Source organism: Mesorhizobium hawassense (assembly GCF_003289945.1).
Taxonomy (GTDB): domain Bacteria; phylum Pseudomonadota; class Alphaproteobacteria; order Rhizobiales; family Rhizobiaceae; genus Mesorhizobium; species Mesorhizobium hawassense.
Window position 1 is genome coordinate 364,587 of record NZ_QMBP01000002.1, and the last position, 25,284, is coordinate 389,870.

26 protein-coding genes are annotated in these 25,284 nt (G+C 64.2%); 7 read left to right on the top strand and 19 right to left on the bottom strand.

Going from position 1 to position 25,284, the window contains the following annotated elements; translation table 11 throughout:
- Positions 1-17 precede the first annotated feature (17 nt).
- The 7 genes from DPM33_RS05950 to DPM33_RS05980 all read right to left on the bottom strand — a co-directional run bounded on the left by DPM33_RS05950 (position 18) and on the right by DPM33_RS05980 (position 7,835).
- Complete coding sequence (locus tag DPM33_RS05950; protein ID WP_112096472.1) at positions 18-1,415, bottom strand: aldehyde dehydrogenase family protein; 1,398 nt, start codon at positions 1,413-1,415, stop codon at positions 18-20.
- The gene (locus DPM33_RS05955; RefSeq protein WP_112096473.1) at positions 1,415-1,834 is read right to left on the bottom strand and encodes a type II toxin-antitoxin system VapC family toxin; all 420 of its coding nucleotides are present in this window, start codon (positions 1,832-1,834) and stop codon (positions 1,415-1,417) included. The genes DPM33_RS05950 and DPM33_RS05955 overlap by 1 nt, the downstream gene beginning before the upstream one ends.
- Positions 1,831-2,262: a DUF7662 domain-containing protein gene (locus tag DPM33_RS05960; protein WP_112096474.1), complete on the bottom strand. Its 432-nt coding sequence runs from the start codon at positions 2,260-2,262 to the stop codon at positions 1,831-1,833. The genes DPM33_RS05955 and DPM33_RS05960 overlap by 4 nt, the downstream gene beginning before the upstream one ends.
- 89 nt (positions 2,263-2,351) lie before the next feature.
- On the bottom strand, positions 2,352-3,722 hold the full coding sequence (locus DPM33_RS05965; RefSeq protein WP_112096475.1) for a glutamine synthetase family protein: 1,371 nt from the start codon (positions 3,720-3,722) through the stop codon (positions 2,352-2,354).
- Positions 3,723-3,808: 86 nt separating this feature from the next.
- Positions 3,809-5,365 carry an amino acid permease gene (locus tag DPM33_RS05970; protein WP_112096476.1) on the bottom strand — a complete coding sequence of 519 codons (1,557 nt, stop codon included), beginning with the start codon at positions 5,363-5,365 and terminating at the stop codon, positions 3,809-3,811.
- An 89-nt stretch (positions 5,366-5,454) separates the two neighbouring features.
- Positions 5,455-6,996: an amino acid permease gene (locus DPM33_RS05975; protein WP_112096477.1), complete on the bottom strand. Its 1,542-nt coding sequence runs from the start codon at positions 6,994-6,996 to the stop codon at positions 5,455-5,457.
- A 20-nt stretch (positions 6,997-7,016) separates the two neighbouring features.
- Positions 7,017-7,835, bottom strand: a complete 819-nt coding sequence (locus tag DPM33_RS05980) for an N-formylglutamate amidohydrolase (protein ID WP_112096478.1) — start codon at positions 7,833-7,835, stop codon at positions 7,017-7,019.
- A gap of 146 nt (positions 7,836-7,981) precedes the next feature.
- On the opposite strand from DPM33_RS05980, the gene DPM33_RS05985 reads away from it, so the two are divergent.
- On the top strand, positions 7,982-8,806 hold the full coding sequence (locus DPM33_RS05985) for a MurR/RpiR family transcriptional regulator (protein WP_112096479.1): 825 nt from the start codon (positions 7,982-7,984) through the stop codon (positions 8,804-8,806).
- Between the two features lie 87 nt (positions 8,807-8,893).
- Here DPM33_RS05985 and DPM33_RS05990 read toward each other — a convergent pair whose 3' ends face one another.
- The 6 genes from DPM33_RS05990 to DPM33_RS06015 all read right to left on the bottom strand — a co-directional run bounded on the left by DPM33_RS05990 (position 8,894) and on the right by DPM33_RS06015 (position 14,737).
- The gene (locus DPM33_RS05990) at positions 8,894-9,304 is read right to left on the bottom strand and encodes a GtrA family protein (RefSeq protein ID WP_112096480.1); all 411 of its coding nucleotides are present in this window, start codon (positions 9,302-9,304) and stop codon (positions 8,894-8,896) included.
- Complete coding sequence (locus DPM33_RS05995; RefSeq protein ID WP_112096481.1) at positions 9,301-10,116, bottom strand: ChbG/HpnK family deacetylase; 816 nt, start codon at positions 10,114-10,116, stop codon at positions 9,301-9,303. Before DPM33_RS05995 ends, DPM33_RS05990 begins: the two co-directional genes overlap by 4 nt.
- The gene (locus tag DPM33_RS06000) at positions 10,113-11,081 is read right to left on the bottom strand and encodes a glycosyltransferase family 2 protein (protein ID WP_112096482.1); all 969 of its coding nucleotides are present in this window, start codon (positions 11,079-11,081) and stop codon (positions 10,113-10,115) included. The genes DPM33_RS05995 and DPM33_RS06000 overlap by 4 nt, the downstream gene beginning before the upstream one ends.
- The gene (locus DPM33_RS06005; RefSeq protein ID WP_245442018.1) at positions 11,074-12,180 is read right to left on the bottom strand and encodes a glycosyltransferase 87 family protein; all 1,107 of its coding nucleotides are present in this window, start codon (positions 12,178-12,180) and stop codon (positions 11,074-11,076) included. The genes DPM33_RS06000 and DPM33_RS06005 overlap by 8 nt, the downstream gene beginning before the upstream one ends.
- A gap of 272 nt (positions 12,181-12,452) precedes the next feature.
- Entirely contained in the window at positions 12,453-13,490 is a 1,038-nt protein-coding gene (locus DPM33_RS06010; protein ID WP_112096484.1) for a zinc-binding dehydrogenase, read from the bottom strand.
- Positions 13,491-13,495: 5 nt separating this feature from the next.
- Positions 13,496-14,737: an acyl-CoA dehydrogenase family protein gene (locus DPM33_RS06015; protein ID WP_112096485.1), complete on the bottom strand. Its 1,242-nt coding sequence runs from the start codon at positions 14,735-14,737 to the stop codon at positions 13,496-13,498.
- A 120-nt stretch (positions 14,738-14,857) separates the two neighbouring features.
- Here DPM33_RS06015 and DPM33_RS06020 point away from each other — a divergent pair, with 120 nt between their 5' ends.
- From DPM33_RS06020 to DPM33_RS06045, 6 genes are all read left to right on the top strand, one after another.
- Entirely contained in the window at positions 14,858-15,673 is an 816-nt protein-coding gene (locus tag DPM33_RS06020; protein WP_112096486.1) for an SDR family oxidoreductase, read from the top strand.
- Positions 15,674-15,753: 80 nt separating this feature from the next.
- A complete protein-coding gene (locus tag DPM33_RS06025) occupies positions 15,754-16,239 on the top strand; it encodes a MaoC family dehydratase (RefSeq protein ID WP_281004787.1) in 486 nt (161 codons plus the stop codon).
- The gene (locus DPM33_RS06030) at positions 16,236-17,273 is read left to right on the top strand and encodes a phosphotransferase family protein (RefSeq protein ID WP_112096488.1); all 1,038 of its coding nucleotides are present in this window, start codon (positions 16,236-16,238) and stop codon (positions 17,271-17,273) included. Before DPM33_RS06025 ends, DPM33_RS06030 begins: the two co-directional genes overlap by 4 nt.
- A 3-nt stretch (positions 17,274-17,276) precedes the next feature.
- The gene (locus DPM33_RS06035) at positions 17,277-18,053 is read left to right on the top strand and encodes an SDR family NAD(P)-dependent oxidoreductase (RefSeq protein ID WP_112096489.1); all 777 of its coding nucleotides are present in this window, start codon (positions 17,277-17,279) and stop codon (positions 18,051-18,053) included.
- A 151-nt stretch (positions 18,054-18,204) separates the two neighbouring features.
- Positions 18,205-18,849 (top strand): TetR/AcrR family transcriptional regulator, encoded by a 645-nt coding sequence (locus DPM33_RS06040; protein ID WP_112096490.1) that lies wholly within the window; start codon positions 18,205-18,207, stop codon positions 18,847-18,849.
- A gap of 164 nt (positions 18,850-19,013) precedes the next feature.
- Entirely contained in the window at positions 19,014-19,244 is a 231-nt protein-coding gene (locus DPM33_RS06045) for a DUF680 domain-containing protein (protein WP_112096491.1), read from the top strand.
- 88 nt (positions 19,245-19,332) lie between these two features.
- Here the strand turns inward: DPM33_RS06045 and DPM33_RS06050 are convergent, their stop codons facing one another.
- The 6 genes from DPM33_RS06050 to DPM33_RS06075 all read right to left on the bottom strand — a co-directional run bounded on the left by DPM33_RS06050 (position 19,333) and on the right by DPM33_RS06075 (position 25,188).
- Entirely contained in the window at positions 19,333-19,557 is a 225-nt protein-coding gene (locus DPM33_RS06050; protein ID WP_112096492.1) for a hypothetical protein, read from the bottom strand.
- An 85-nt stretch (positions 19,558-19,642) separates the two neighbouring features.
- Positions 19,643-20,221 carry a sarcosine oxidase subunit gamma gene (locus DPM33_RS06055; RefSeq protein ID WP_112096493.1) on the bottom strand — a complete coding sequence of 193 codons (579 nt, stop codon included), beginning with the start codon at positions 20,219-20,221 and terminating at the stop codon, positions 19,643-19,645.
- Positions 20,214-23,207 (bottom strand): sarcosine oxidase subunit alpha, encoded by a 2,994-nt coding sequence (locus DPM33_RS06060; protein ID WP_112096494.1) that lies wholly within the window; start codon positions 23,205-23,207, stop codon positions 20,214-20,216. The genes DPM33_RS06055 and DPM33_RS06060 overlap by 8 nt, the downstream gene beginning before the upstream one ends.
- Positions 23,204-23,500, bottom strand: coding sequence for a sarcosine oxidase subunit delta (locus DPM33_RS06065; RefSeq protein ID WP_112096495.1), 297 nt, complete (start codon positions 23,498-23,500; stop codon positions 23,204-23,206). The genes DPM33_RS06060 and DPM33_RS06065 overlap by 4 nt, the downstream gene beginning before the upstream one ends.
- Positions 23,501-23,512: 12 nt before the next feature.
- Positions 23,513-23,935 (bottom strand): hypothetical protein, encoded by a 423-nt coding sequence (locus DPM33_RS06070; RefSeq protein WP_112096496.1) that lies wholly within the window; start codon positions 23,933-23,935, stop codon positions 23,513-23,515.
- Positions 23,935-25,188 carry a sarcosine oxidase subunit beta gene (locus tag DPM33_RS06075; RefSeq protein ID WP_112096497.1) on the bottom strand — a complete coding sequence of 418 codons (1,254 nt, stop codon included), beginning with the start codon at positions 25,186-25,188 and terminating at the stop codon, positions 23,935-23,937. Before DPM33_RS06075 ends, DPM33_RS06070 begins: the two co-directional genes overlap by 1 nt.
- Positions 25,189-25,284 lie beyond the last annotated feature (96 nt).

A 25,284-nucleotide genomic window follows, 5' to 3' on the forward strand; every position in this document is an offset into this window, starting at 1 on the left:
CCCTATCGATCGCCCGCTCAGATCGCCTCACGCAGGTGGTATGATTTCGGCCGGGTCAGATTGTCGTAGCCGATGGCCGAGAGAGCGGCGCCCTTGCCGGTATCCTTGACGCCGGTCCAGACCAGCGCCGGGTCGAGATAGTCGCAGCGGTTCATGAACACCGTGCCGGTCTCCACACGATCGCCGATGGCGATCGCCCGCTCGCTATCGCGCGTCCAGATCGAGGCCGTCAGGCCGTAGGGGCTGTCGTTCATCAGCGCGATCGCCTCCTCGTCGTTGCGCACCTTCATGATGCCGACGATCGGGCCAAAGCTTTCCTCGCGCATGACGCTCATCTGGTGGTCGACCTCGGTCAGCACCTCCGGCGCCAGATAGGGCGAGCCCGCTCTGTCGTTCTCGACCTTCATGTGGATGTGGGCTTTGGCGCCCTTGCGCAGCGCCTCTGCCTTCTGCTCGCGGATCAGGTCGGCGAAGCGCGCCTGCGCCATCGGCCCCATCGTCGTCGCCTGCTCCAGCGGATTGCCGACGACATAGTTCCTGGTCTCGGCGGCAAAACCCTCGACGAACTCGTCATAGACCTTCTCATGCACATAGACGCGCTCGATGCCGCAGCAGCACTGCCCCGAATTGAAGAAGGCGCCGTCGACCAGATTGGCAACCGCGTGGTCCATCTTCGCGTCGGGCAGCACATAGGCCGGGTCCTTGCCGCCGAGCTCTAGGCCGAGCGTCATGAAGGTGCCGGCCGCGGCCTTCTCGATGGCGCGTCCGCCGCCGACCGACCCGGTGAAGTTGACATGGTCGATCTTGCCGGAGCCGAGCAGCTTTTCGGTCTGGCCGTGGTTCATGACCAGGTTCTGGAACAGGCCCTTGGGCAGGCCGGCCTTGTCGAAGGCTTGGCTGAAGCGCTCGCCGACCAGCAGCGTCTGCGCCGCATGTTTGAGAATGACGGCGCTGCCCGCCATCAGCGCCGGCACGATTGTGTTGACCGCGGTGAGGTAGGGGTAGTTCCACGGCGCGATGACCATGACGACGCCGAGCGGCACCTTCTTCACATAGCGGCGGAAGCCGTCCTTCGGATTGGAGGCCGGCACCGGCTTCAGCGCGGCTTCAGCGATCTCGACCATGTAATTCGTGCGTTCCTTGACGCCGCCGAACTCGCCGCCATAGCGCACCGGCCGGCCCATCTGCCAAGCGATCTCCGGCACGATTTCGTCGGTCATGGCGACCAGGGCTTCCAGCATCGCCAGCATGTATTTGCCGCGCTCGACGACCGGCGTCTCGGCCCATTTCTCCTGCGCCGCCCTGGCGCGCTCGACCGCCGCGTTGATCGCATGGTCGGTCGCGACCGGCCGCTCGGCATAGATCGAGCCATCGATGGGGGATTTGAGTTTTACCGTTTCCAAAAGATGCTCCATTAGCAGGCTAGTGTACGCAAATGGCCGTTGCGGCCGTAGCGAAGGATGGGCTCGTCTCGCGTCACAAGAACCATGTCCAAGACTCTTGCGGTGGAAATCAGTATTCGATCCATGGGATCGCCATGAGGCGACCCGGGCAAGTTGGAAGACGCAATCAGAATGGCCGGCGAAATCGCGCTGAGCTTTGCCGACATGCGCTCAATGAATCGCTCTACGAAATCGAGCGGCGCTATGGGCAAGTTGAGCCGGCCTTTGGCTACGCCGATGCCGATCTCCCATGCTGACATTGGCGAAAGGTAGAGACGGCCGTCATAGGCCGCTTCCGAAATGTCCTGACTTGCCTGAGGATCGATTTTACTGTCGTTGGCAATGAAGATCATCGCGCACGTGTCCAGGAGCAGGCTCGGCTCTTCACTCATTTGCGCACCACATGTTTGCCATGGTGCGCCTGAGTTTCACCGCCCAGATATCCCTGGTCCCAGGGCTCATCATCGAAAGGTTTGGTGGCGTCAAATCCGGCCTCGATCGTTATCAAGCCCTTCATGAAACCGAAACCGGGGTGACGGCGCTCACGAACCGCAGGTGCGCCGTCGCCGGGTGCCAGCTTGCGAACGCGGCGAAAGACAAGCTTGCCGCTGCCTACGTTGACGGATTCGGTTTCGAACCCAGCCTCAAGCCACTCCCTGGTCATTGGATTGTTGCTCGGATTGTTGCTCCACCACGCGGGGTATTGCTTCGATGCGGGCAACGGCAGGCTAAGCACAGTCTCGATCTCGTCGAATGACATAGGCACACGGTCCGCATTCTGGGCGACCAGAAATTCCTTCAGCGGCGCATATTTGGACATCGCGAATTCCTCAATGTAACAAACTGTAGTTTACAGCCTTTATATGGGCCGAATTAACCACACTGTCAACATTAAAGCTGCATAAAGCTTCAGTACCGTTCAAAACCCCGGTGCAGTTCCCAATCCGTGATGCGGCGGTCGTATTCGAACTGCTCCCAGCGGGCGGTGTGCACGTAGTGCTCGACGACGTCGTCGCCGAAGGCCTGCTTTAGCATCTTCGACTTGGCGAGCGTCTCGGTCGCGTCGCGCAGCGTCTTCGGGATCTCGGGCAGGCGCGAGGCCTGATAGGCGTCGCCGACGAAGGGCTTCTGCAACTCCAGCTTCTCGTCGATACCGGCGAGGCCCGACGCGATCAGCGCCGCGAAGGCCAGATAAGGGTTGAGGTCGGCGCCACCGATGCGGCACTCCATGCGGATGCCCTTGGTGCCTTCGCCGCAAAGCCGGAAGCCGGCGGTGCGGTTGTCCTCGCTCCACATGATCTTGGTCGGCGCGAACGTGCCGGCCTGGAAGCGCTTGTAGGAGTTGATGTAGGGCGCCAGGAACCAGGTGAACTCCTTGGCGTATTTGAGCTGGCCCGCCGCCCATTGCTGGCCGAGCGTGGAGAGTGTCCATTCAGCCTTCTTGTCGAAGAACAGCGGCGTCTTGCCGTCGGCGCTCCACAGCGAATTGTGGATATGGCTGGAATTGCCGGCGAGGCCGTAATTGTACTTGGCCATGAAGGAGATGGCCTTGCCTTCGGAGTCGGCGATTTCCTTGGCGCCGTTCTTCAGGATGACGTGGCGGTCGGCCATGTCGAGCGCCTCGGCGTAGCGCACGTTGATTTCTTCCTGGCCGGGACCCCACTCGCCCTTGGAATTCTCGATCGGGATGCCGGCGGCTTCCATCTCGTTGCGGAGCCTGCGCATGACGCCTTCTTCCTTCGAGGTGATGCCGATCTGGTAGTCGCCGATATAGGGCGAAGCGGAATCGAGTCCCTGCCAGTGTTTCTTGCGGGCGGAATCGTAGGTTTCGCTGAACAGATAGAATTCGAGCTCGGAAGCGAAATAGCCGATATAGCCGCGCTCCTGCAGACGCTTGACCTGCTTCTTCAGGATGGCGCGCGGCGAATGCGCGAGGTCGTCATGCGTGTGATGGTCGAGCACGTCGCAGATGACCAGCGCCGTCTTTTCCAGCCACGGAATGCGCCGCAGAGTCGAAAGGTCCGGCTTCATGACGAAGTCGCCATAGCCCTTCGACCAGCTCGCCGCCTTGTAGCCCGGCACCGGCTCCATATCGATGTCGCAGGCCAGCAGATAATTGCAGCCATGCGTCTCGCCATGCGCGGAATCGACGAAATACTGAGCCAGGAAGCGTTTTCCCGAGAGCCGACCCTGCATGTCGACGATACAGGCCAGCACCGTGTCGATCTCGCCATTCGAGACCGCCTTCTTCAACTGATCGAACGAGAAATTCCCGGCCATTCCTTTGGCGCTCCAACACTTGTCGATTGAAAGGGAGAAACGAAACCCTGGCCGGCATGACGCCGGCCAGGGCGATGATGGTCGAGTCAGTGGCCGGTTTCGCCCACTGCCTGCTCCGCTGCCTGGATGGCTGCCTGGCGCGCCGCGATGATGTCGCCGAGCGGTGGGCCCTGGAAGCGGTTGCGCTCGAAAGCGAACCAGACGATCGCCGTCAGGATGAAGAAGCCGACGGTGATGTAGAGCGCCCAGTCGTTCGGCGGCTGGATGCCGATGACGAAGATCAGGATCATCGACACGATCGAAAGGAAGGCGAACAGCATGAAGATGCCGCGGCCCATGTTCCACGGACCCATCTTGTCCCACTTCGGCGTTCCCCAGGCCATCATGCCGAGCACGATCGGCACGGTGAAGGAGAGGAACAGGAAGATGACGGTGCAGGACACCACGATCGTATAGGCCGAGGTGCCGGCGACCGAAACCACCGACGAACCCCACACGAACAGCACCGACAGGATCGACGCCGTCCAGATCGCCGCCACCGGCGTGCGGTAGGTCGGGCTGACCTTGGCGAGCGCCGAGGAACCTGGCAGGCCGCCGTCGCGCGAGAAGGCGAAGATCATGCGCGATGCCGAGGTGACCGTGGCGAGGCCGCAGAGCAGTTGCGACACAAACACCACCAGATACACGAACTCCTTGATGCCGGACGGGACACGCTGGTCGAAGGCCCAGAAGAATACATTCCAGCCCTGCTTGGCGGCGTCGTCCATGTTCGGGATCATCACGACGAAAGCGGCCAGGAATAGATAGCCGAACAGCGCCGACCAGATGACCGACATCACCATCGCGCGCGGCACCGAAGAGGCCGCTTTTATGGTTTCCTCCGAAGTATGCGCCGAGGCGTCATAGCCTGTAATCGTGTAGATCGGCAGCAGCAGCCCGAGCGCGAACACCCAGGCGTTCGACACTTGCGGCCACACGCCGCCGCCGGGGTCGCCGGAGTAGTTGTGGAAGGTGAAGAGGCGGCCGAAATCCCAGGTCTGAGCGCAGAGCAGGCAGACCACGGCGATCAGGATCGAGCCGAAGAAGATCAGATAGCCCGAGAAGTCGGTGAGCTTGGCCGTCAGCTTGATGCCGAGATGGTTGATCAGCGCCTGCGCACCGGTGATGATGACCAGGAAGATCATCTGGTTGGTCAACGAACCGTCGATCCCCAGAGCCGGGCCGAAGGCCCCGATGAAGAAGGTCCAGGTGCCGACATTGATGGCGCCGAGCACGGTGATCAGGCCGAGCAGATTGAGCCAGGCCGTGACCCAGCCAGTGCCGCGATTGCCGAGGATCGAGCCCCAGTGGTAGAGGCCGCCGGCCGTCGGATAGGCCGAGCTGATCTGCGACATGGCGACGGCGAAGGTGAGCGACACGAAGCAGCCGACCAGCCAGCCGATGCCGATGCCGATGCCGCCTGCGCCCGACGTCGCCTGGGCCAGCGAATTGATGCCGCCCGACAGGATGCAGATGATCGAGAAGGAAACCGCGAAATTCGAAAAGCGGCTGAGCCGCCGCTCCAATTCCTGGGCGTAGCCCATGCTGTGGAGGTGTTTTACGTCCTCCGCCTTGTCTGAGTCTGTATAACCCGGTGTCGTCATGTCGGTATTCCCCTATGGTTCTTGGCTGGCGGGTCCTGCATATCGATGCCCGATCGACCTGAGCCGATCGGGCGATATTGCGTTTGCCGTTAGCCTGCTGTCTGGCCGACGGCTTTTTCCGCGGCTGCGATCTCCGCGGCGCGACGGGCAATGTCCGCGCCGATCGGCGGACCCTTGAAGCGGCGCGATTCGAGACCGAACCACAGCACCACGAGCAGTATGATCAGCCCAATGGCGTAGTTGATCAGGATGTCGAAGGGTGGCTGGATGCCGGCGTACATCAGCACCAAGACACCAAGCACGGTGATGATGGCGAAAGGCTTTGACCAGACGCCGAGGCGGAACGGACCGAACTCGGTCCAGGTCTTGCCTTCCGCAAGAAGTCCGGCTGCGATCGGCATGGCGTAGGAGACATAGAGGAAGAGAGCGCAGCCGGCTGCGAGCGCCGCGAAAGCCGGCGAATAGAGCGTGGCGGCAATCGCCAGCACGACGCCCAGCCAGATGGCCGGGACCGGCGTGCGCCAGGTCGGCGAAACCTGCTTCCACACCGACGACCCCGGCAGGCCGCCGTCACGCGAGAAAGCGAAGATCATGCGCGAGGTCGACGTGAGCCCGGCGAGCGCGCACAGATAGTTCGACAGCACGATGGCGATGCCGAGCAGGGCTTTGAGCCAGGTCGGCGCCGGCAGGTTGTTGAACAGGTTGAACCAGGCATTGCCGCCGTCCTTGGCGGTTGCCACCAGATCGGGGCTCGCCAGCACGAAGGACACCGCCATGACGAAGCCGAAGATGAGCGACCACAGCACCGCGTGGATCATGCCTCTCGGCACCGCGACGCGGGCGTTGTGCGTTTCCTCGGCGGTGTGGGCCGAAGCGTCGAACCCGGTGATCGTATAAAGCGGATAGAGAAGGCCAATGAGGAAGGCCACGAGCGCCGTGCGGGCCGTCGGAACATAGCCACCACCCAGATCGCCGGTCGTGTTGACGAAGGTGGTCAACCGCGACAGCTCGAAGCCATGCGCGCCCCAGATCAGGAAGGTCAGCGTCAGCACGACCGCGACAACGAGGATCAGATAACCGGAGAAGTCGGTCAACATCGTCGTCGTCTTGATGCCGAGGTGATTGAACAGCCCTTGGGTGACGGTGATGATGACGACTGCCGTCGTCTGCTGCCAGAAGCCCCAGGTCGAGGTGTCCCAGCCGAAGATCGGTCCGGCGACGAGACCCTGGAAGAGCAGGTAAACGCCGACGTTGACCGAAGCGACGACGAAGATCAGGCCGAGCAGGTTGATCCAGGCCGTTGCCCAGCCCCAGCCGCGCCCACCGAGAATCGAGGACCAGTGATAGAGGCCTCCGGCGGTGGGATAGGCCGAGCCGATCTGGCCGAGCGAAGCGGCGACCACAAGAGCGAAGACACCGCCGATGATCCAGCCGACAGTGGCCTCGAAACCGCTGCCGGTGCCCATGGCCAGCGGGAACGACGTGATGCCGCCGGCCAGGATGCAGATGATCGAGAAGGAAATGGCAAAGTTGGAGAAGCCGCTCATGCGGCGCGCCAATTCCTGGGCGTAACCCATGCTGTGAAGGATCTTTACGTCCTCCGATTTGTCGCTGTGATCCGGTGTAGCCATCTGGAAGTCCCCTTATTTTCTTAGCTGGCCGATTGTGCTGACTTTCCCATTGCGCTTTGTCGGGAGCCCCTGGCCTCCTCGGGCTCCAGATTGGAAAAAATGCCGGTGAGCATATCCGCCCATTTCCGCTGCCCGGTCTCGCCGGCGATTTCATCGTTGCGGATTTCGATCATCGCGCAGGCAAGGCCGCGCGAGCGCGCGTGCCGCTCGAGCGTGAAATAGACGCGGTCGGCCGGCGAATAGGGTTCGTTGACGCCGACGGTGACACCGGCAAGCCGCTGCAGCGCCGATATCAGCGGCGCCGCCAGGCGTCGGTCGTCATCATGGATGATGCCGATATGCCAGGGCCGGCTCTTGCCTTTGTAGACCGGCGTAAAGGAGTGAACCGAGACCAACCGCGTCTCCTGTCCACGCGCCAGCCGCCCGTCGATGATCCGCGCGATCGTGTCGTGGAAGGGACGCCAGGACAGATCGACCCGCGCGGCGCGCTGCTTCTCGGAAAGGCCGGCATTGCCGGGAATGACGGTCGCCTCGCTGACCGGCGGCACCAGGTCCGGCGCGTCGAGCGGCCGGTTGCAGTCGATGACCAGCCGCGAGACGCGGGTTTCGACCAGAGGAGCGTCCAATGCCTCGGCCATGCGGCTGGCGACGGGAAGCGCGCCCGGATCCCAGGCGATGTGACGGGAAAGGTCTTCGGCCGGCAGCCCGAGCGTGCCGAATTCGGCCGGCAGGAAGTTCGAAGCGTGGTCGCAGGTGAAGACGAAGGGGCTCGAGCCGCCAGGGTTGCTCACCCTTACGGTCTCCGACGGTGCAAGGCTGGCGGGCCGTGCTTTCTCCATACTGCCGTCCCCTGGGGAGCGCTGTATCTTATGTTACGTATTTTGCCTCATTGCGTCCCGGTGAATGATTTCATACAGTTTAAACGGCTTTGTCAAACGCGAATTCCGCAAAACGGCGGCGACGGGTCGACAGGCGGGGGAAAACCATGATTTCCAGCATTGCCGAACTGATCTCGGACCGCATCGGCACGATGCCGGCCGGCGAGCGCCGCGCCGCCCAGACGCTGATCGCCAACTATCCGCTGACCGGGCTGAAGACCGTCGCCGAGTTTTCGACCGCGGCCGGCGTGTCCTCGCCGACGATCCTGCGCTTCGTCGCCAGGCTCGGCTTCCAGAACTATCCCGAATTCCAGTCCGCGCTGCAGGACGAGTTGGCGGCGCAGTTGCAGTCGCCGGCCTCGCGCACGCTCGATCCGAGCTCGACCGGCGGCGCCGCCTCGCCGATGCTGGAGGCGACGCTCGACAATATGCGCGAGACGTTCCGGCACCTCACCGACAAGCAGCTCGCCGACATCGCCGCAAGGCTTGCCGAGCGGCGCGGCAAGACCTTCCTGATCGGCGGCCGCTTCACCGATCCGCTGGCGCGTTACATGGCCGCCCATCTCGCCATCATCCAGCCGGATGTCTACCACCTCGCCGGCCAGGAGAGCATCTGGCGCGACCGGCTGATCGACATGGGCAAGCGCGACGTGCTGGTGATCTTCGACATCCGCCGTTACCAGGAAAGTCTCGTCCGCTTCGCCGAGAAGGCGCATCAGCGCGGCGTGCAGATCATTCTGTTCACCGACCAGTGGCTGTCGCCGATCGCCCGCTTTGCCCGCCATGTGATTGCCGGGCGCACCGCCGTGCCTTCGGCATGGGATTCCTCCGCCGCGCTCTTCGTCGTCGCCGAAACGCTGATCGGCGCCGTAACCCGGCAACTGGAAGCCGCCGGCGCCAAGCGTATCCGCGATTTGGAGAGCCTGCGCTAGACTCTTTGTCTTGACGCAATTCCGAACGGAAGGCTGCGACGAAGACGCCGAACCTAACCGCTCACACTTTTCCTGGACTTGCTCCGGCTATTTCGAAGGCCGGCCTTCGATCGACCAGCGCGCCGCGAGGAAATTCAGCACGGCCGCGACGATCACGCCGCCGATCTTTGCCGGCCACACGCCGGCGAACCCCGCCAGCGCGGCGATGGAAAGGCTGGAGACGCCCAGCGAAATCAGTGCCCCGAGCGAAACGAAGCGCAGGAAGGAATGATGCAGCCGGATGTCCGGGCTGCGCTCGAACGACCAGAAGCGGTTCGCGACGAAGGAGAAGAGCACCGCGACGAACCAGGAGGCTACATTGGCGGCCAAAGGCGGAACCGCGAGCTTGAGCAGCACGAAGAACGCGGCAAGGTCGATGCAGGTGTTCACCAGTCCGACCAAGGCGAAGCGGATGATCTTGCTGCCCGTGGAACGTCCTGGTTCGCCGGCGCCGCTCATCTCTTTCCATCCATGATGCGGACGCCGGCTTTATCGAGCCTGACGCCAAAATCCTCCGAGCCGAGCACCGCGAACTCGATCTCGCGCACGGCCTGCATCGGATCGCGGGCACACAAGGTCTCATCGACATGGCCGGGATGGCACATGAAGACCCCTTGTTCCGGCAACGTCTCGATCGCGGCTTGCAGCGCCGGCGCGAAGTTTTGCGGCTGGCGCCAATCATAGATCCCGCAGAGCGGTGTCATGATGGTGAAGCCTGCGCCTCGCATCGCGCGATTGAAACCCGCTGCAAGTGCGGCGATCGCCGCGGACTTGGTTGCAGCGCCGGATGCCAGCGTCGGCGCCCCGCGCAGAGCCGGCCTGCCCGTGTCGTGGGCAAAACGCGTAAGCAGCCACTTTCGCACCGCCGGGAGAAAATGCACATGCTGGTGCCCGTCGATGAAGTCGGGCCGGCGGCCCAGCGCGTCGAGGAAGCGATCGTACTGGGCATCGAGCTCGGCCTGCACCGCGCGCTCCTCGATGCGGCCGCGCCGGATCGGCAAAGCGAGCGAGGACAGCGGCGGCAGCCTTCCCTCCGGCGCCAGGCTCGACGGGCCGGTGACGGCAGTCTGGTCGGTGAGCGTCAGATGCAATCCGATGGCGGCGCTGTCGCGGAACGGCTTTATGCGCGCCGCCGCCTCTTCCCATTCCGGAAAGCCCGTCATGCAGCCGGTGCCGGTCAGGCGGCCGCGCTCGATGAGGTCGAGGATCGCGCTCGATACGCCCGGCGCCAGCCCGTAATCATCGGCAATCAGGCGGATCGACCGGGTCATTTGCCTGAAGTGGCCTGCTCGACGGCGTTGCCGTGGAGGACGTCTCGCACGATGTAGACGGGCCGGTCCTTGCTTTCGCTGAGGGTGACCCAGACATATTCGCCGATCAGGCCGAGCAGCGCCAGGTTGAGGCCGCCGAGCAGCACGACGGCGACCATGAGGCTTGGATAGCCTGGCACGGCGACGCCGTAGAACAGCACCTCGAAGAGCACCTTCACGCCATAGGCGACACCGGCAAATGCCGCCAGCAAGCCGATGAGGCTGATGACGCGCAGCGGGATCACGGAAAACGAAGTGAACCCTTCGAGCGAGAACGCGATCAGGTTGAGCCTGCTCCATTTCGAGGTGCCGCTGGCGCGGTTCTCCGGCGCGTAAGGCACCGCCTTCTGGCGGAAGCCGGCCCAGGCGAACAGGCCCTTGTTGAATCGGCGCTTGTCGCGCACGCTGGTCAAGGCGCGCGCCACCGCGCCGCGCATGACGCGGAAGTCCCCAGCGTTCTCGGGAATATCGAAACGCTGGCTGCTGTTGATCGCCTTGTAGAAAAGCCGCGCCAGCTGGCTGCGCCGCCAGCTTCCCTCGCGCCGGTCGTTCTGCGCGTAGACGACGTCGATCTCCGGGTTGTCGACCAGTTCGCCGATCATCTTCAGGCTGATATCCATGGAATGCTGGAGATCGGAATCCATGATCAGGACCATGTCGCCACGCGAATGATCGAGTCCAGCAAGCACCGCTGCTTCCTTGCCGAAATTGCGGCTGAGCCGCACGATCTCCCAGGAGCCCGACAGTGCCGCGGCGAACGTCTCGGCGCTGCCGTCGCGGCTGCCGTCGTCGACGAGGATCTTGCGGACCGTCATGCCGAAGCGCTGCGCCACTGCCGCCTCGAGCTTGCCGAGCAGGCCGACGAAGGCAAGCGCGGATTCGGCCTCGTTGAAGAACGGCGCGATGACGTCGAGCATCTCAGCCATGCGCGACGGCTCCGGCGGCCGGCATCTTCTGTCTGCCTTGCGCCCAGAACCAGGCGATCAGCACGCAGGCAATGATGCTGAGGCTGATTGGTCGGAACCACAGATGAAAAAAATCGTGCAGTCGAAGATCGACACTGGTCAGCCCGGTAATGAAGAGGAGCGCTGCCAAAAACCAGCGCATGGCCCCGGCTCCCTTCTCCCGCCACAGTAGGGCGATGGATAGGCCGGCAGGCACCGCCACCATGGCATAAGTGTTCTGCTCGACTCGCGGATTGAAGACGCACATATAGAACGCCGCGGTGAGGAAGATGGCGAGGCCGCCAATGCCTGGCTCCAGTCTGCGCTCGAACTGGAGCACCAGCCAGAGCGTAAGCAGTCCCGCGATGACGCGCACGATCGTCGCCACGGATTCGGGAACCGGTATCCCGAACTTGGTGAAAGGCGCCGTGAAGTCGGCCGGGACGAAGGGGCCGGTCGGGTCGACGGTCATCGACGTCAGCAGCCGGAAGAAATCATGGTATTGCGCGTTGACATAGTCGGTCGGCGCAAAGCCATAGGGGATGGCCAAAGCGACCAGGACAGCCAGCACGAGCACCGGGATCAGCCTGGGACGCAATGCTCCCGCCAGAAGCAGCATGATAATCGCGGTCGGCTTGGCGATGATCGCGAGCGTGGCCCAGAAGAAGGTCTCGGCCCGGCGCCCCTCGAGTGTCGACAGCGTCAGCAACCAGCACGCGCCGGCGAGCAGGATCGTTGCCTGGCCGTTGCGAAGTGCCGCCAAGGCCACCGGCAAGGCGAGGAAAAGACCGAAGGACAGCAGCCATGTCTGCTCCTTGCCGCCGAGCCTGCGCACCTGACGCATCGCGGCGAAGGTCAGCACCCCGAAGCCCAGCATGTGCCACAACAGATCGCCCACATGCGGCCCAAGCTTCATGAGTGGAATGTAAAGCGCGGCAAAGGCGGGCGCGTAGAGATAACCCATGGCAACATGGACTTGGTAGAGTGGCCGCCCAGCGACAAAAGCTTCGCTGCCGTGCCGGTAGATCGTAACGACCGAATGGGCGCTCGGCGCCCACCAGGCCATGGCAAGAACAATCACAAAAGCTCCGACCCACAGCCAGAGTCCCAGGCGGTCGAAAACCGGCTTGGTTATCACCATAGCGCACCCCGCATTCCGACCAGGATGGCTTTCCCATCGCCGCCTGCTCTTCAGCGCCGGCGAGATATCACGTCTGTGTGGAATAGAACATCCGAGCGTGACTGTTACCGGCGCAGGCGAAGGACTGGAAAACAGCGGCATTTTTCCGCCGCTCTGCAGGCGATCACAACATTGTGTTCGAAGGCATTGGGCCGATAGCTGCGATCAGCGGCTTACGGCCTGATGAACACCTTTCCGTTCGGCTTGGCGAGTTCGGCCGGCAATCGCGCCATCGCCTCGCTCAGCGGCACGACCGCCGTGACGTCGGTCGACCAGCGCCCGTCGGAAAAGCGCTTTTGCGCCTCCAGCACCGCCGGACCCAGCCTGTCGCGGAACTGCCGCATCCATTCGGCCAGCCAGAAACCTTCGACGCGCTTGTGCTGGAAGATCAGTTGGCCAGGCTCGCGGATCACCGTCGGTTCGGCGTCGAGCCGGCCATAGACGATCCAGCGCGCGCGCTTCGGCATGGCGTTGAAGATGGCCGAAGCCAGCGGCCCGGTGACCGCGTCGAGGAAGATGCGCGGCTGCTCGGCCTTCATCGCCTCGCGCAGCGCCGCTTCGAAATCCGCCGCCTTCTCGTTGAGCACATGGGCTGCGCCCAGCTCCTTCAGCAGCGGGATCTGCTCGTCGCGGCGCACCGTGACGATCGGCCGGAAGCCTGCCTCCTTCGCCAGCCCGATGATCAGTTTGCAGAGCTGACTGGCGCCGGCGGTCATGATGAAGGCCTTCTCGCCCTCCTGCTTGACGATGTCGAACATCGCCAGTGCCGTCAGCGGATTGACGATCATCGCCGCGCCATCCTCGTCGCGCACGGTGTCGATGAGCGGAATGCAGGACGCAGCGTCGGCTACCGCATAATCCGCCCACGCCCCCCAGTTCGACACGCCGGTGGCGAAGGCGACGCGCTTTCCCGCCAGGCTCCTGGCATAGGCGTCGTCGCCGGTGGCAACGACGGTGCCGACACCTTCGAAGCCGGCCGGTCGACCCTTGACGCGCGGCTGGCCGTACTGGCCCTTGATGAAGGCAATGTCGGACGGGTTGATCGAGGCGAGGCTGACCTTGATCAGCGCCTGCGACGGACCAGGCGCCGGCACGCCGATGCTGCCCGGCTGGAGATAAGGCTCCATCGCCTCCAGCGCGGCCGCCGAAGGCGTCCTGGTGTAACCGTCGCCGACCAGCAGCAGACCCTGCATTTGCGATGGAAGCGTCATGGCTCTCAGACCTTTTCCTGCGTGTATTTTTTCAGTTCCGTGCGCGCCACCTGCCGCCGGTGCACGGCGTCCGGCCCGTCGGCCAGCCGCAGCGTCCGCAAATGCGTCCAGGAGCGGGCGAGCGGCGTGTCCTGACTGATGCCTTGCGCGCCGAACATCTGTACCGCCTCGTCGGTGACCTTGAGCGCGACGCGGGGCGCCACGACCTTGATCTGGCTGATCCAGGGCGCGGCCGCGCGAGCGTCTCCCTGGTCGATCATCCACGCAGCCTTGAGGCACAAGAGCCGCGCCATCTCGATCTCCATGCGGCATTCGGCGATGATGTCGAAATTGGCGCCGAGCTTGGCCAGCGGCTGGCCGAAGGCCTCGCGCCGCACCGAGCGCTGGCACAGCATCTCCAGCGCCATCTCGGCCTGGCCGATGGCGCGCATGCAGTGGTGGATGCGGCCTGGCCCCAGTCGCCCCTGCGCGATCTCGAACCCCCTGCCCTCGCCGAGGATCAGGTTCGCCGCCGGCACCCGGACATTATCGAATCTCAGATGCATATGGCCGTGCGGGGCGTCGTCGTCGCCGTAGACCTGCATCGGCCGCAGCTTGGTGACGCCCTTGCTGTCGGCGGGCACCACGATCATCGAATGCCGGCGATGCTGCGGCTCCTCGTTGGAACCAGTCCTGACCATGACGATGTAAATGGCGCAGCGCGGATCGCCGGCGCCCGACGCCCACCATTTCTCGCCGTTCAGCACATAATCGTCGACCTGCCGCTCGCAGCGCATCGAAATGTTGATCGCGTCCGAGGAGGCGACGTCCGGCTCGGTCATCAGATAGGCGGAGCGAATCCTGCCCTCGAGCAGCGGCTCCAGCCAGTCGCGCTTGTGCGCTTCCGACCCGTAGCGCTCCAGCACTTCCATATTGCCGGTGTCCGGCGCCGAGCAATTGAAGGTCTCCGCGCCCAGATGCGCCTTGCCCATCTCCTCCGCCAGATAGGCATATTCGACGGTGGAAAGGCCGTAGCCGCGTTTGGAATCGGTCAGCCATAAGTTCCACAGCCCGCGCTCCCGCGCCGTCTTCTTCAGGCCTTCCAAAATCTCCGTCTGCCTGGCCGTATAGGCCCAGCGGTCGCCACCCTTGCCGACCTCGGCAAGGAATTCCTCGCCGAGCGGCGCGATCTCGTCGCGCACCATCGCCGCCACACGTTGGTGGATCGGCTTCAGCCGCTCGGTCATACCGAGATTCATATCCGCCATCGCTGCCGGCCTTTCCGAAGTTGCATCTTTACCCGTGGCAAGGATGACCGTACTTCGGCTAGCCTTGTCAACGCGAGTCCTTGGGCGAGTCCCCGGCCGGGTGGAATGCGGAGGAATGCGATGAGCTATCTGGACAAGCTGTTCTCGGTCGCCGGCAAGACCGCGCTGGTGACGGGTGCGGCGACCGGCATCGGCCGCATGGTGGCGACCGGGCTGGTGCGCGCTGGCGCTGAGGTGATGATCGCCTCGCGCAAGGGCGAGGATTGCATGAAAGTCGCCAACGAATTGAACGCGCTCGGCGGCTCCGGCCGGGCCGAGGGATTTGCCGGCGACGTGTCCAGCGAAGCTGGCATCGGGGCACTCGTCGCCGAGGTCAAGGCGCGCACCGAGTGCCTGCACATCCTGGTCAACAATGCCGGTATTTCCTGGGGCGCGCCGCTGCGGGAGTTCCCTTATCACGCCTGGGCCAAGGTGTTCGGCGTCAACGTCACCGCCGTCTTCCACCTGACAAGAGAGCTGCTGCCGCTGCTCGACGCCGCCGCGAGCGACGAGGACCCGGCCCGCGTGATCAACCTCGGCTCGGTGATGGGCACCCAGCCGCTGGCCGACGACGCCTATTCCTACACCGCCTCGAAGGCTGCGGTGCACCATCTGACGCGCACGCTGGCGATCGAGTTCGCCGCCCGCCGCATTACGGTCAACGCTTTTGCGCCCGGTCCCTTCCAGAGCCGGATGACGGCTTTTGCCACCGCGACCGAGGAGCAGGCGAAACACATCGGTAACCATGTTCCGCTCGGCCGCATCGGCGTGGCGGATGACATTGCCGGCGCAACGCTTTATTTGTGCAGCCGTGCCGGCAGCTACGTCACCGGCGCCATCCTGCCCATCGACGGCGGCCAGTCGGTGCAGCACGGAATGACGTTGTTCAAGGAATAAGACGCCCGGCTCAAGGAATCCGGGCGGGGTTCAAGGAATAAGGCGCCCGGTTCAAGCAATCCGGGCGGGGTGCGGAGGACATCAGCGTGGAACCGATCAGTCTCGATACGCTTCTGGCAAGCGTCGGCAAGGAGGTCGGCGTGTCGCCATGGCGCACGGTCACGCAGCGCATGATCGACCAGTTCGCCGATGCCACAGATGACCACCAGTTCATCCATTGCGATCCGGAGCGTGCCCAGCGCGAGACGCCGTTTGGCGGCACCATCGCGCATGGTTTTCTGTCGCTGTCGCTTTTGTCGGCAATGACGTTCGAGACCATGCCGCCGCTCGAAAACGGCAAGATGGGCGTCAACCACGGCTTCGACACGCTGCGCTTCCTGGCACCGGTGAAGACCGGCTCGCGCATCCGCACCCGTTTCGTGCTGGCTGACGTCAAGGTCAGGCCTTCAGGCTGGGTGCAGACCGCGCATGACGTGACCATCGAGATCGAGGGATCGAAGAAGCCCGCTCTGACCGCGCGCTGGCTGACCCTGACCTTGCTTGAGCGCCTGCCAGAGACCGCATGAGCGGCGACGCCAATATCCTGGATCCAGAGACGCTTGCGCCCTATCTCGAAGCGCACATCCCGGGTTTTGCTGGGCTGTCCGCGATCGAGAAATTCAAATCCGGACAGTCCAATCCGACCTATCTCTTGACCGCCGCCAGCGGCCGGTACGTATTGCGCGCCAAGCCGCCGGGACAGCTCTTGAAATCCGCGCATCAGGTCGACCGCGAATTCCGGGTGATGCAGGCGCTTGCCGGCACGGCGGTGCCGGTGCCGCGCATGCTGCATCTCTCAGGCGAGGACTCGCCGATCGGCCGCATGTTCTACGTCATGGAATATCTTGACGGCCGCATCTTCTGGGATCCGTCTCTGCCGGACGCCTCGGGCAATGACGAGCGTGCCGCGATCTACGACGCCATGAACGCCACGCTCGCGGCCTTGCACGACGTCGATGTCGCGGCGGTCGGCTTGAGCGATTTCGGCAAGCCCGGCAGCTATTTCGAGCGCCAGTTCGCCCGCTGGACCAGCCAGTATCGCGCGTCCGAAACCGAAACCATCGCCGACATGGACCGGCTGATTGCCTGGCTCGAAACGCATATGCCGGCCGATGATGGCCGCGTTTCGCTTGTCCACGGCGACTTCCGGCTGGACAACATGATCTTCGCGCCCGACGCATCGAAAGTCATTGCGGTGCTCGACTGGGAATTGTCGACGCTCGGCCATCCCTTTGCCGACCTCGCCTATCAATGCATGCAGTGGCGGCTGCCGCATGCCTCGGGCTTTCGCGGCCTCGGCGGCATCGACCGAGCGGCGGCGGGCCTGCCTTCCGAGGAGGCCTATGTCGCCGCCTATTGCAAGCGGCGCGGCATCGAGGCGATCGGCAACTGGACGTTCTTCCTGGCCTTCTCCTTCTTCCGGCTGGCGGCGATCTGCCAGGGCGTCTATCGCCGTGCGCTGGACGGCAACGCCTCCAATCCTGAAAAGGCAAAAACCTACGGCCAGGCGGTAAATCTGCTCGCCGCGCTCGCGGTGAAATTGATCGATAGGGAGCGCTGAGCGATGGGCCGATTCGAGGGAGCGACCGTGCTGATCACCGGCGCGACCGGTGGCCTCGGCAGCGGCGCGGCAAAAGCCTTCGCCGCCGAAGGCGCACGGCTGGTGCTTTCCGATCTCGACGAGGCGGTGCTCGCCGGTTTCGCCGCAACGCTCGACGTCGAGACAGCTTGCCTTGCCGGCAACATTGCCGACGAAAAGCTGTCGGAGGACCTCGTGAAGTTGGCCGTCGAGAAATTCGGCCGGCTCGACATCGCCGTCAACAATGCCGGCATCGTGCACTCATTCGTGCGCCTGCCGCAGGTGACCTCCGAGGAGGCCCGCCGCGTGGTCGAGGTCGATCTGCTCGGCGTCTTTTATGCCATGAAGCACCAGATCCCGCAGCTGGAACGCCAGGTCAGGGAGAGTGGCAAGGGCGGCGTCATCGTCAACGTCGCGTCGGTCGCCGGCCTCTCCGGCGCGCCGAAGCTCTCGGTCTATGCCGCCGCCAAACATGGCGTGGTCGGCCTGACGCGCTCGGCGGCGGTGGAATATGCCAGCAAGGGTATTCGCATCAATGCGGTCTGCCCGGCCCACACGCGAACCGCGATGGTCGACGGCTTCGTCCGCTTTGCCGGCGCGCCCGAAGCCGAAGCGCTTGCCGAACTCACCCGCGGCGTGCCGATGAAGCGTGTCGGTGAGGTCGACGAGATCACCACCGGCATTCTGTTCCTCGCCGACCCGGCCAATTCCTTCATGACCGGCCACACGCTGGCGCTCGACGGCGGCATCGGCGCCATCTGAGCAATTCCAGGAAGGTGCCCGGCGGTTTTCCGCCGGAATTGCGTTGAAACAGCAGGTTAGAGCGGACGTAACGGAACCGGAACGCTCTCTTGTCCGTTTCCGTACAGCGTATATAATTTCGCCAGGCAACCAACGACAAAGGCAGCGGACATTGACGCTGAGCGTTCAGAAACGCCGCGAGAAACAGAAGGCGGAGCTTCGCTCGGAACTCGTCGCGGCGGCTCACAAGCTGGTGCAGGAGGAAGGCTATGAGGGCCTGACCATCCGCAAGCTGGCCAAGCGCGTCGGCTATGCGCCGATGTCGGTCTATTCCTATTTCGCCGACAAGCAGGACATATTGTTCGCGCTGGCCGAGGACGCTTTCGAGACGCTGGCGCGGCGCATCGAGGAGCATCCGGCCGACGATCCGATCGAGGCGCTGCAGGCGGTGATGACCGAATACGCCGCCTTCGGCCTCGGAAATCCCAACGAATACCGCACCGTTTTCATGACCGAGAAGACCAGGCTGCCGGAAGGCCGCAGCTACGAGGACATGGAAGAGGGCAACCCGGCCATGAAGGTGCTGATCAGCCGGGTCGAGGCCTGCGTCGCCGCCGGCAAGCTCAAGGGCGACCCGCGCGCTATCGCCACCATGCTGTGGACCGTCGGCCACGGCACCATCTCGCTGCTGATCACCTTTCCCTTCTATCCGTTCGGCGACGCCCAGGCCTATGTGAAGCGCATGTGCGATTTCACGCTGGCGGGACTTTCGGCGCGCGACGTTCCCCCCCTCACCGAGACGCCGATCGACTGTTGATCGCTTTCGCCGGCATTTCGCGCCCGATCGCTTGATTCACGCAGGCGAATTCCTACGTTCAAAAAAAGTTGCCGTACATGTACAGATTTTCCCTTGAACTTCACCTCCGTCGGTCGTATGTGTACGCTATATCGTACATGTACGGAAACGACTGGAGACGGACAATGAAGAAGACCATCCTCACCCTCGCCGCCGTGCTGGCTTTCTCGGGCGCCGCCTTTGCTGGCGCTACCCAACCGGCCAAGCATGCGCCTGCTGCCTGCACCAAGGCCAATGTGACGCTTGATTGCACTGCGACTGGCTCGGTCGAGAAGGCGGACGCCACCAAGAACGACACCAACAAGGGCCCGCGCCTCGGCATCGACGTGAACCCATGGTTCGTGCCTGGCCTCTAATCACTATCGGCAACACCTCAAACGAAAACGGGCGGCACTTGGCCGCCCTTTTTCGTTTTGCCTCCCGCCTTGGGCGATCCGCCCAAGCCTATTTCTGGCGCGATTTCGTTCCAGCGACGCTTTTAGCCTTGCCCGGCTTGGCCGGCGCGCCGGGGATGGAAGTGCTGGTGATCGACACCGGATCGCTGGCCGGAAACGTGTCCTCGAGGCCTTCCTCGAGTTCTTCTTCCTCGATCTCGTGGCGCCGCTCCTGCTCCAGCGAGCGGACGGCCGCTGTCTTCTTCGGCGACTTCGGCGCGGTTTTGGACGGCATCGGAAATCTCCCTCGCGAGCTGCGGAAACGGACACGGCCAGCGATGGTTCCTGCCGCGCGGCTTTCCGACAGTACAGCGTGAAGATCAGTTCGCCGCGTCGCCGGCCGCTTCCGACAGCAGAGTAAAGACATAGTCCGAGAAGGAACGCCAGCACTCCACCCGGAACGCATCTTCCGCGGTGCGCAAGAGCACGATCTCGGCCTTGCCGAGGATGGTGCGCGAGGCAGCACCCACCGGGAACGCGTCGAGTGACAGGTCCTGCGGGCAGCCGGAGTTCACCGTCACGGCGGCCGCGGGTCCGGCAACCGAAATCCCGACATTGCGGTGCGAGATGCCGACCGCCGAATGCAGCGCCGAGACCTTGGCGCAGTCGGCAAGCGGATCGTTGCCGGCCTCATCGATGATCAGCCATTCGTCCGGGCCGAGCCACAGCGCCGTGCGCCCGTCCTTCGTCGCCGAGGTCTTCGGCTTGACCGGCAGCGTCACGCCGAGCGCCTTGGAGAGTGCGGCCAGCGAAGCCTCCGGCGCGCGCAGCGAAATGCGCTCGGCCGGCGGCAGCATCTCCACCTTCACGCTGGGCGCCGAGAGCGTGCGGCCGGCAAGTGCGGGACGCCGTTCGACGGAAGCAGCGGCGGCATTGGTCTTGGCAGCAGCCTTAGCCATTGAGGCGTTCTCCCTTCTCGTCGACGAACACCATGCCGGTGACTTCCACCTCGATCGTGCCGTTCGGCATCGGCACATAGAGCGTCTCACCCATGCGGTCGCGGCCGCCGGCGACCAGCGCAAGCGCGATCGAGCGGCCGCAATTCTCCGACCAGTAGCTGGAGGTGACGTGGCCGATCATCTTCATCGGGATCGGCTGCTTCGGATCGGCGACGATCTGCGCGCCCTCTTCCAGCACGACCTTCGGGTCCTTGGTCTTCAGACCGACGAGCTGCTTGCGGCCCTTGGCCACCAGGTCCGATCGGGTCAGGCCGCGAATGCCGACGAAGTCGGTCTTCTTCTTGCCGACCGCCCAGTCGAGCCCGGCATCGTTCGGCGTCACCGTGCCGTCGGTGTCCTGGCCAACGATGATGTAGCCCTTTTCGGCGCGCAGCACGTGCATGGACTCGGTGCCGTAAGCGGTCGCGCCATGCTTCTGGCCTTCGGCCCACAACGCTTCCCAGACCGCCTCGCCATAGTCGGCCGGCACGTTGACTTCGAAACCGCGCTCGCCGGTGAACGACATGCGGAACAGCCTGGTCGGCACGCCGCAGATCTTGCCCTCGCGCACCGACATATGCGGCATCGCCTCGTCCGACATGTCGATGCCTTCGACCAGCGGGGCGATGATGTCACGCGACTTCGGCCCTTGCACGGCAATGACAGCCCATTGCTCGGTGATCGAGGTCAGCCAGACATTGAGATGCGGAAACTCGGTCTGGAGGTAATCCTCCATGTGGTGCATGACGCGCGGCGCGCCGCCGGTGGTCGTCGTCACATGGAAACGGTCCGGCGCCAGCCTGCCGACGACGCCGTCGTCATAGATGAAGCCGTCCTCGCGCAGCATGATGCCGTAGCGGCAGCGGCCGGTTTCCAGCTTCTCCCACGGATTGGTGTAGAGCAGCTCCATGAATTTCGCCGCGTCCGGCCCGACCACCTCGATCTTGCCCAGCGTCGAGGCATCGAACAGGCCGCCCACCTTGCGCACCGTCACGCATTCGCGGTCGACCGCCTTGTGCATGTCCTCGCCGGCTTTCGGGAAATACCAAGCGCGCTTCCAGTGGCCGACATCCTCGAACACAGCGCCTTGCGACGCCGCCCAGCCATGTGTTGCCGTGCGGCGGGTCGGATCGAACAGCGCGCCGCGCGCGTGACCGACGATCGAACCGAAGGTCACCGGCGTATAGGGCGCGCGGAACGTGGTGAGGCCGACTTGCGGGATCGGCTTGCCGAGTTCCTCGGCGGCGATCGCCAGGCCGTGCATGTTCGACGTCTTGCCCTGGTCGGTCGCCATGCCGTTGGTGGTGAAGCGCTTGACGTGCTCGATCGAGTGCATGCCCTCATGCACGGCCTGGCGGATGTCCTTGGCAGTGACGTCGTTCTGGAAATCGACGAAGGCCTTGACCGTGGTGCCCGGCCCGGCGCCGGGCCCGGCACCCAGCATGCCGCGCGACCAGCTTTCGCCGGCATCGACCTTCGGCTTGGCCCCCTTTCCGGCCTGGCCACCGGCATCCTTCGCCGCCTTGGCGCCGGCCGCATATGCCTCGTCGACCGAAGCAGCCAGTCCATCGGTGCCGTTGCAAGCGCCGACCGACACGCAGTCCTGCGCATAGGTGCCAGGCACGAAGCGCCTGGTCTCGTCGTTGAAGGCGACCTTGCCGCGCGACTGCGAGAACAGATGCACCGATGGCGTCCAGCCGGCCGACATCAATATGGCATCGACCGGAATGGTGCGCTCGCCGCCGCCATTCTTCGGCTGTACGGTCATCGAGGAGACGCGCAGCTTGCCGCCGGCGCTGACCACGGCGCGGCCGAAATTGATCTCGATGCCGAGCGCCCTCGCCTCGTCGATCACCGGCCCGGCCGGGTTGTCGCGCAGGTCGACGATGGCCGCGATGTTGACGCCGGCCTTCTTGAGGTCGATGGCCGCGGCGTAGGCGGAATCATTCGCCGTATAGACGCCGACATTCTTGCCGACCGCGACGCCATAGTGATTGAGATAGGTGCGCGCCGCCGAAGCCAGCATCACGCCCGGACGGTCGTTGTTGGCGAACACCATATGCCGCTCGATGGCGCCGGTCGCGATCACGACGCGATTGGCGCGGACCTGCCACAGGCGCTCGCGCGCCAGTTCGCGTCCCGGGCTCTTGAGATGGTCGCTGACCCGCTCGACCAGTCCGACGAAATTCTGCGCGTAGTAGCCAAAGGCAGTGGTGCGGGAGAGCACGCGGACATTGTCCATCGCCTTGAGCCTGGCGATCGCGGCTTGCGCCCAGGCGTAGCCATTCTCGCCGTCGATCCTGGCGCCGCTCTCGAAGCGCAGGCTGCCGCCGAATTCGGCCTGCTCGTCGGCGAGGATCACACGCACGCCGGTCTCGGCCGCGGCAAGGGCAGCGGCAATGCCGGCGGCGCCGCCGCCCAGCACCAGCACCTCGCAATGCGCGTAGCGCGCGGCATAGTGGTCCGGATCCGGCTTTTCGGGCGAAACGCCAAGGCCGGCCGCGGCGCGGATCTTCGGTTCGTAGAGGTTCTTCCAAGCCGACTTCGGCCACATGAAGGTCTTGTAGTAGAAGCCGGCCGAGAACAGCGGCGAGGCGATGTCGTTGACCGCGCCGATGTCGAAGGCGAGCGACGGCCAGCGGTTCTGCGAATTGGCGGTCAGCCCGTCATAGAGCTCCTGCACCGTGGCGCGTACATTCGGCGTCTTGCGCGCATCGTCGCGCACGATTTGCACCAGCGCGTTGGGCTCTTCCGCGCCGGCCGACAGGAAGCCGCGCGGCCGATGATACTTGAACGAGCGGCCGACCAGATGCACGCCGTTGGCGAGCAGCGCCGAGGCGAGCGTGTCGCCCTCGATGCCCGTATAGGACTTGTCGTCGAAGCTGAACGACGCGGTCTTGGCCTGCTTCAGGCGCCCGGCACCGGGGATGCGGAAGGCGGCGCTCATTTCGCGGCTCCAGGCAGCTTGGCGGGCTTCGGCTCGCCGGCCTTGTAGGTCATGACGAACTTGTCGGTGACGGTGTCGCGCACCGCGTTGAAGAAGCGCGCGCAGCCATGGATGTGCCGCCAGCGCTCATAGATGACGCCCTTCGGGTTGGCGCGGATGAAGAAGAATTTCTCGAAATCGTCGTCGCTCTCGCCGGCAATGTTGGTGGAGCGCGCGATATGCGCCTCGCCGGCATTGCGGAACTCGAGTTCGGGGCGCTCTTCGTCGCAATAGGGGCAGCGGATGAGAAGCATCTTGAGTTGATCCTACAATTCGCCATGGCCGACGCGGGCGCCGGCCGGTTGATCGCAAAGCCGCCGGCCGAGCGCCGCGTAAGGCGCGACGAGCCGCATGCGTTCCTCGACCCTGGCCGAGGGTTTGAACAAGCTGCGGTTCGGTATGTTGCCGACAGTCAGCTGCATCGGATCGGTGGTGACGATGACGCCGCGCGGCTGGAAGGGCTTGTCCTGATCGAGGTCTTTCGGCCGACTCTCGAAGAACATCACGACCCTTTGGCCGGCGCTCCAGACACAGGTCAGCATGCCGTCGTCGACCGCGAACGGCCAATCCGTCTCATGGTCCTCCCGGCTGATCGCCTGGAAGCGGACTTCGCCCGGCGTCGGCAGGTGAAACATCCCCTGCTCGCCGGCGAGCACCAGCGGCATCGCGACGGCCATCTCGGCCATCATCAGTGCGCCACCGCCGCCGCGGCGGCCTCGTCGATGAGGCGGCCGGTGCGGAAGCGCTCGAGCGTGAAGGGCGCGTTGATCGGGTGCGGGTCGTCCTTCGCGATCGTGTGCGCGAAGACATTGCCCGAGCCGGGCGTCGCCTTGAAGCCGCCCGTGCCCCAGCCGCAATTGACGTAGAGGCCCTTGACCGGCGTCTTCGCCAGGATCGGCGAACGGTCGGGCGTCACGTCGACGATGCCGCCCCAGGAGCGCAGCATCTTCATGCGCGTGAAGATCGGGAACATCTCGCAGATGGCGTCGAGCGTATGCTGCAATATGTGCAGGCCGCCGGTCTGCGAATAGGAGACATACTGGTCGGTGCCCGCGCCAATGACGAGCTCGCCCTTGTCCGACTGCGAGATATAGGCGTGCACGGTGTTCGACATCACCACGCAGGGCACCACCGGCTTGATCGGCTCCGACACCAGCGCCTGCAGCGGATAGCTTTCGAGCGGCATGCGCACGCCGGCCATGTTCATGATGACCGAGGAATGGCCGGCCGCGACCACGCCGACCTTCTTGGCGCCGATGAATCCGCGCGTCGTCTCCACGCCGCTGACCGCGCCATTGGCGGCGCGCTTGATGCCGGTGACCTCGCAGTTCTGGATGATGTGCACGCCGCGCGCCGAAGCGCCGCGCGCATAGCCCCAGGCGACCGCGTCGTGGCGCGCCGTACCGCCGCGCCGCTGCAGTGCTGCGCCCATCACCGGATAGCGCGCTTCCTTGGAGATGTTGAGCGGCGGACAGAATTCCTTGGCCTGCTCCGGCGTCAACCATTCATTGTCGATGCCGTTGAGGCGGTTGGCGTGGATGTGGCGCTTGAACACCTGCACGTCGTGCACGTTGTGCGCCAGCATCATGACGCCGCGCGCCGAATACATGACGTTGTAATTGAGCTCCTGGGATAGCCCGTCCCACAGCTTCAGCGCATGGTCGTAGATGCCGGCGCTTTCGTCATAGAGATAGTTGGAACGGATGATGGTGGTGTTGCGGCCGGTGTTGCCGCCGCCGAGCCAACCCTTTTCCAGCACCGCGATGTTGGTGATGCCGTGCTCAGTGGCAAGATAATAGGCGGTGGCCAGGCCATGCCCGCCGGCGCCGACGATGATGACGTCGTATTCCTTCTTCGGCTCGGGCGATGTCCACTGTTCTTCCCAGCCCTTGTGGCCGCGCATGGCCTCGCGGGCAATGGCGAATACCGAGTATTTCTTCACGTTAAGCCTCGCGCCAAAAATCGCGGATGTGGTTCGGGCCTCTCCCGTCACGCGAGGTGTATCACTAGCGAAACCGCGATGTCATCCTTGCGCTGA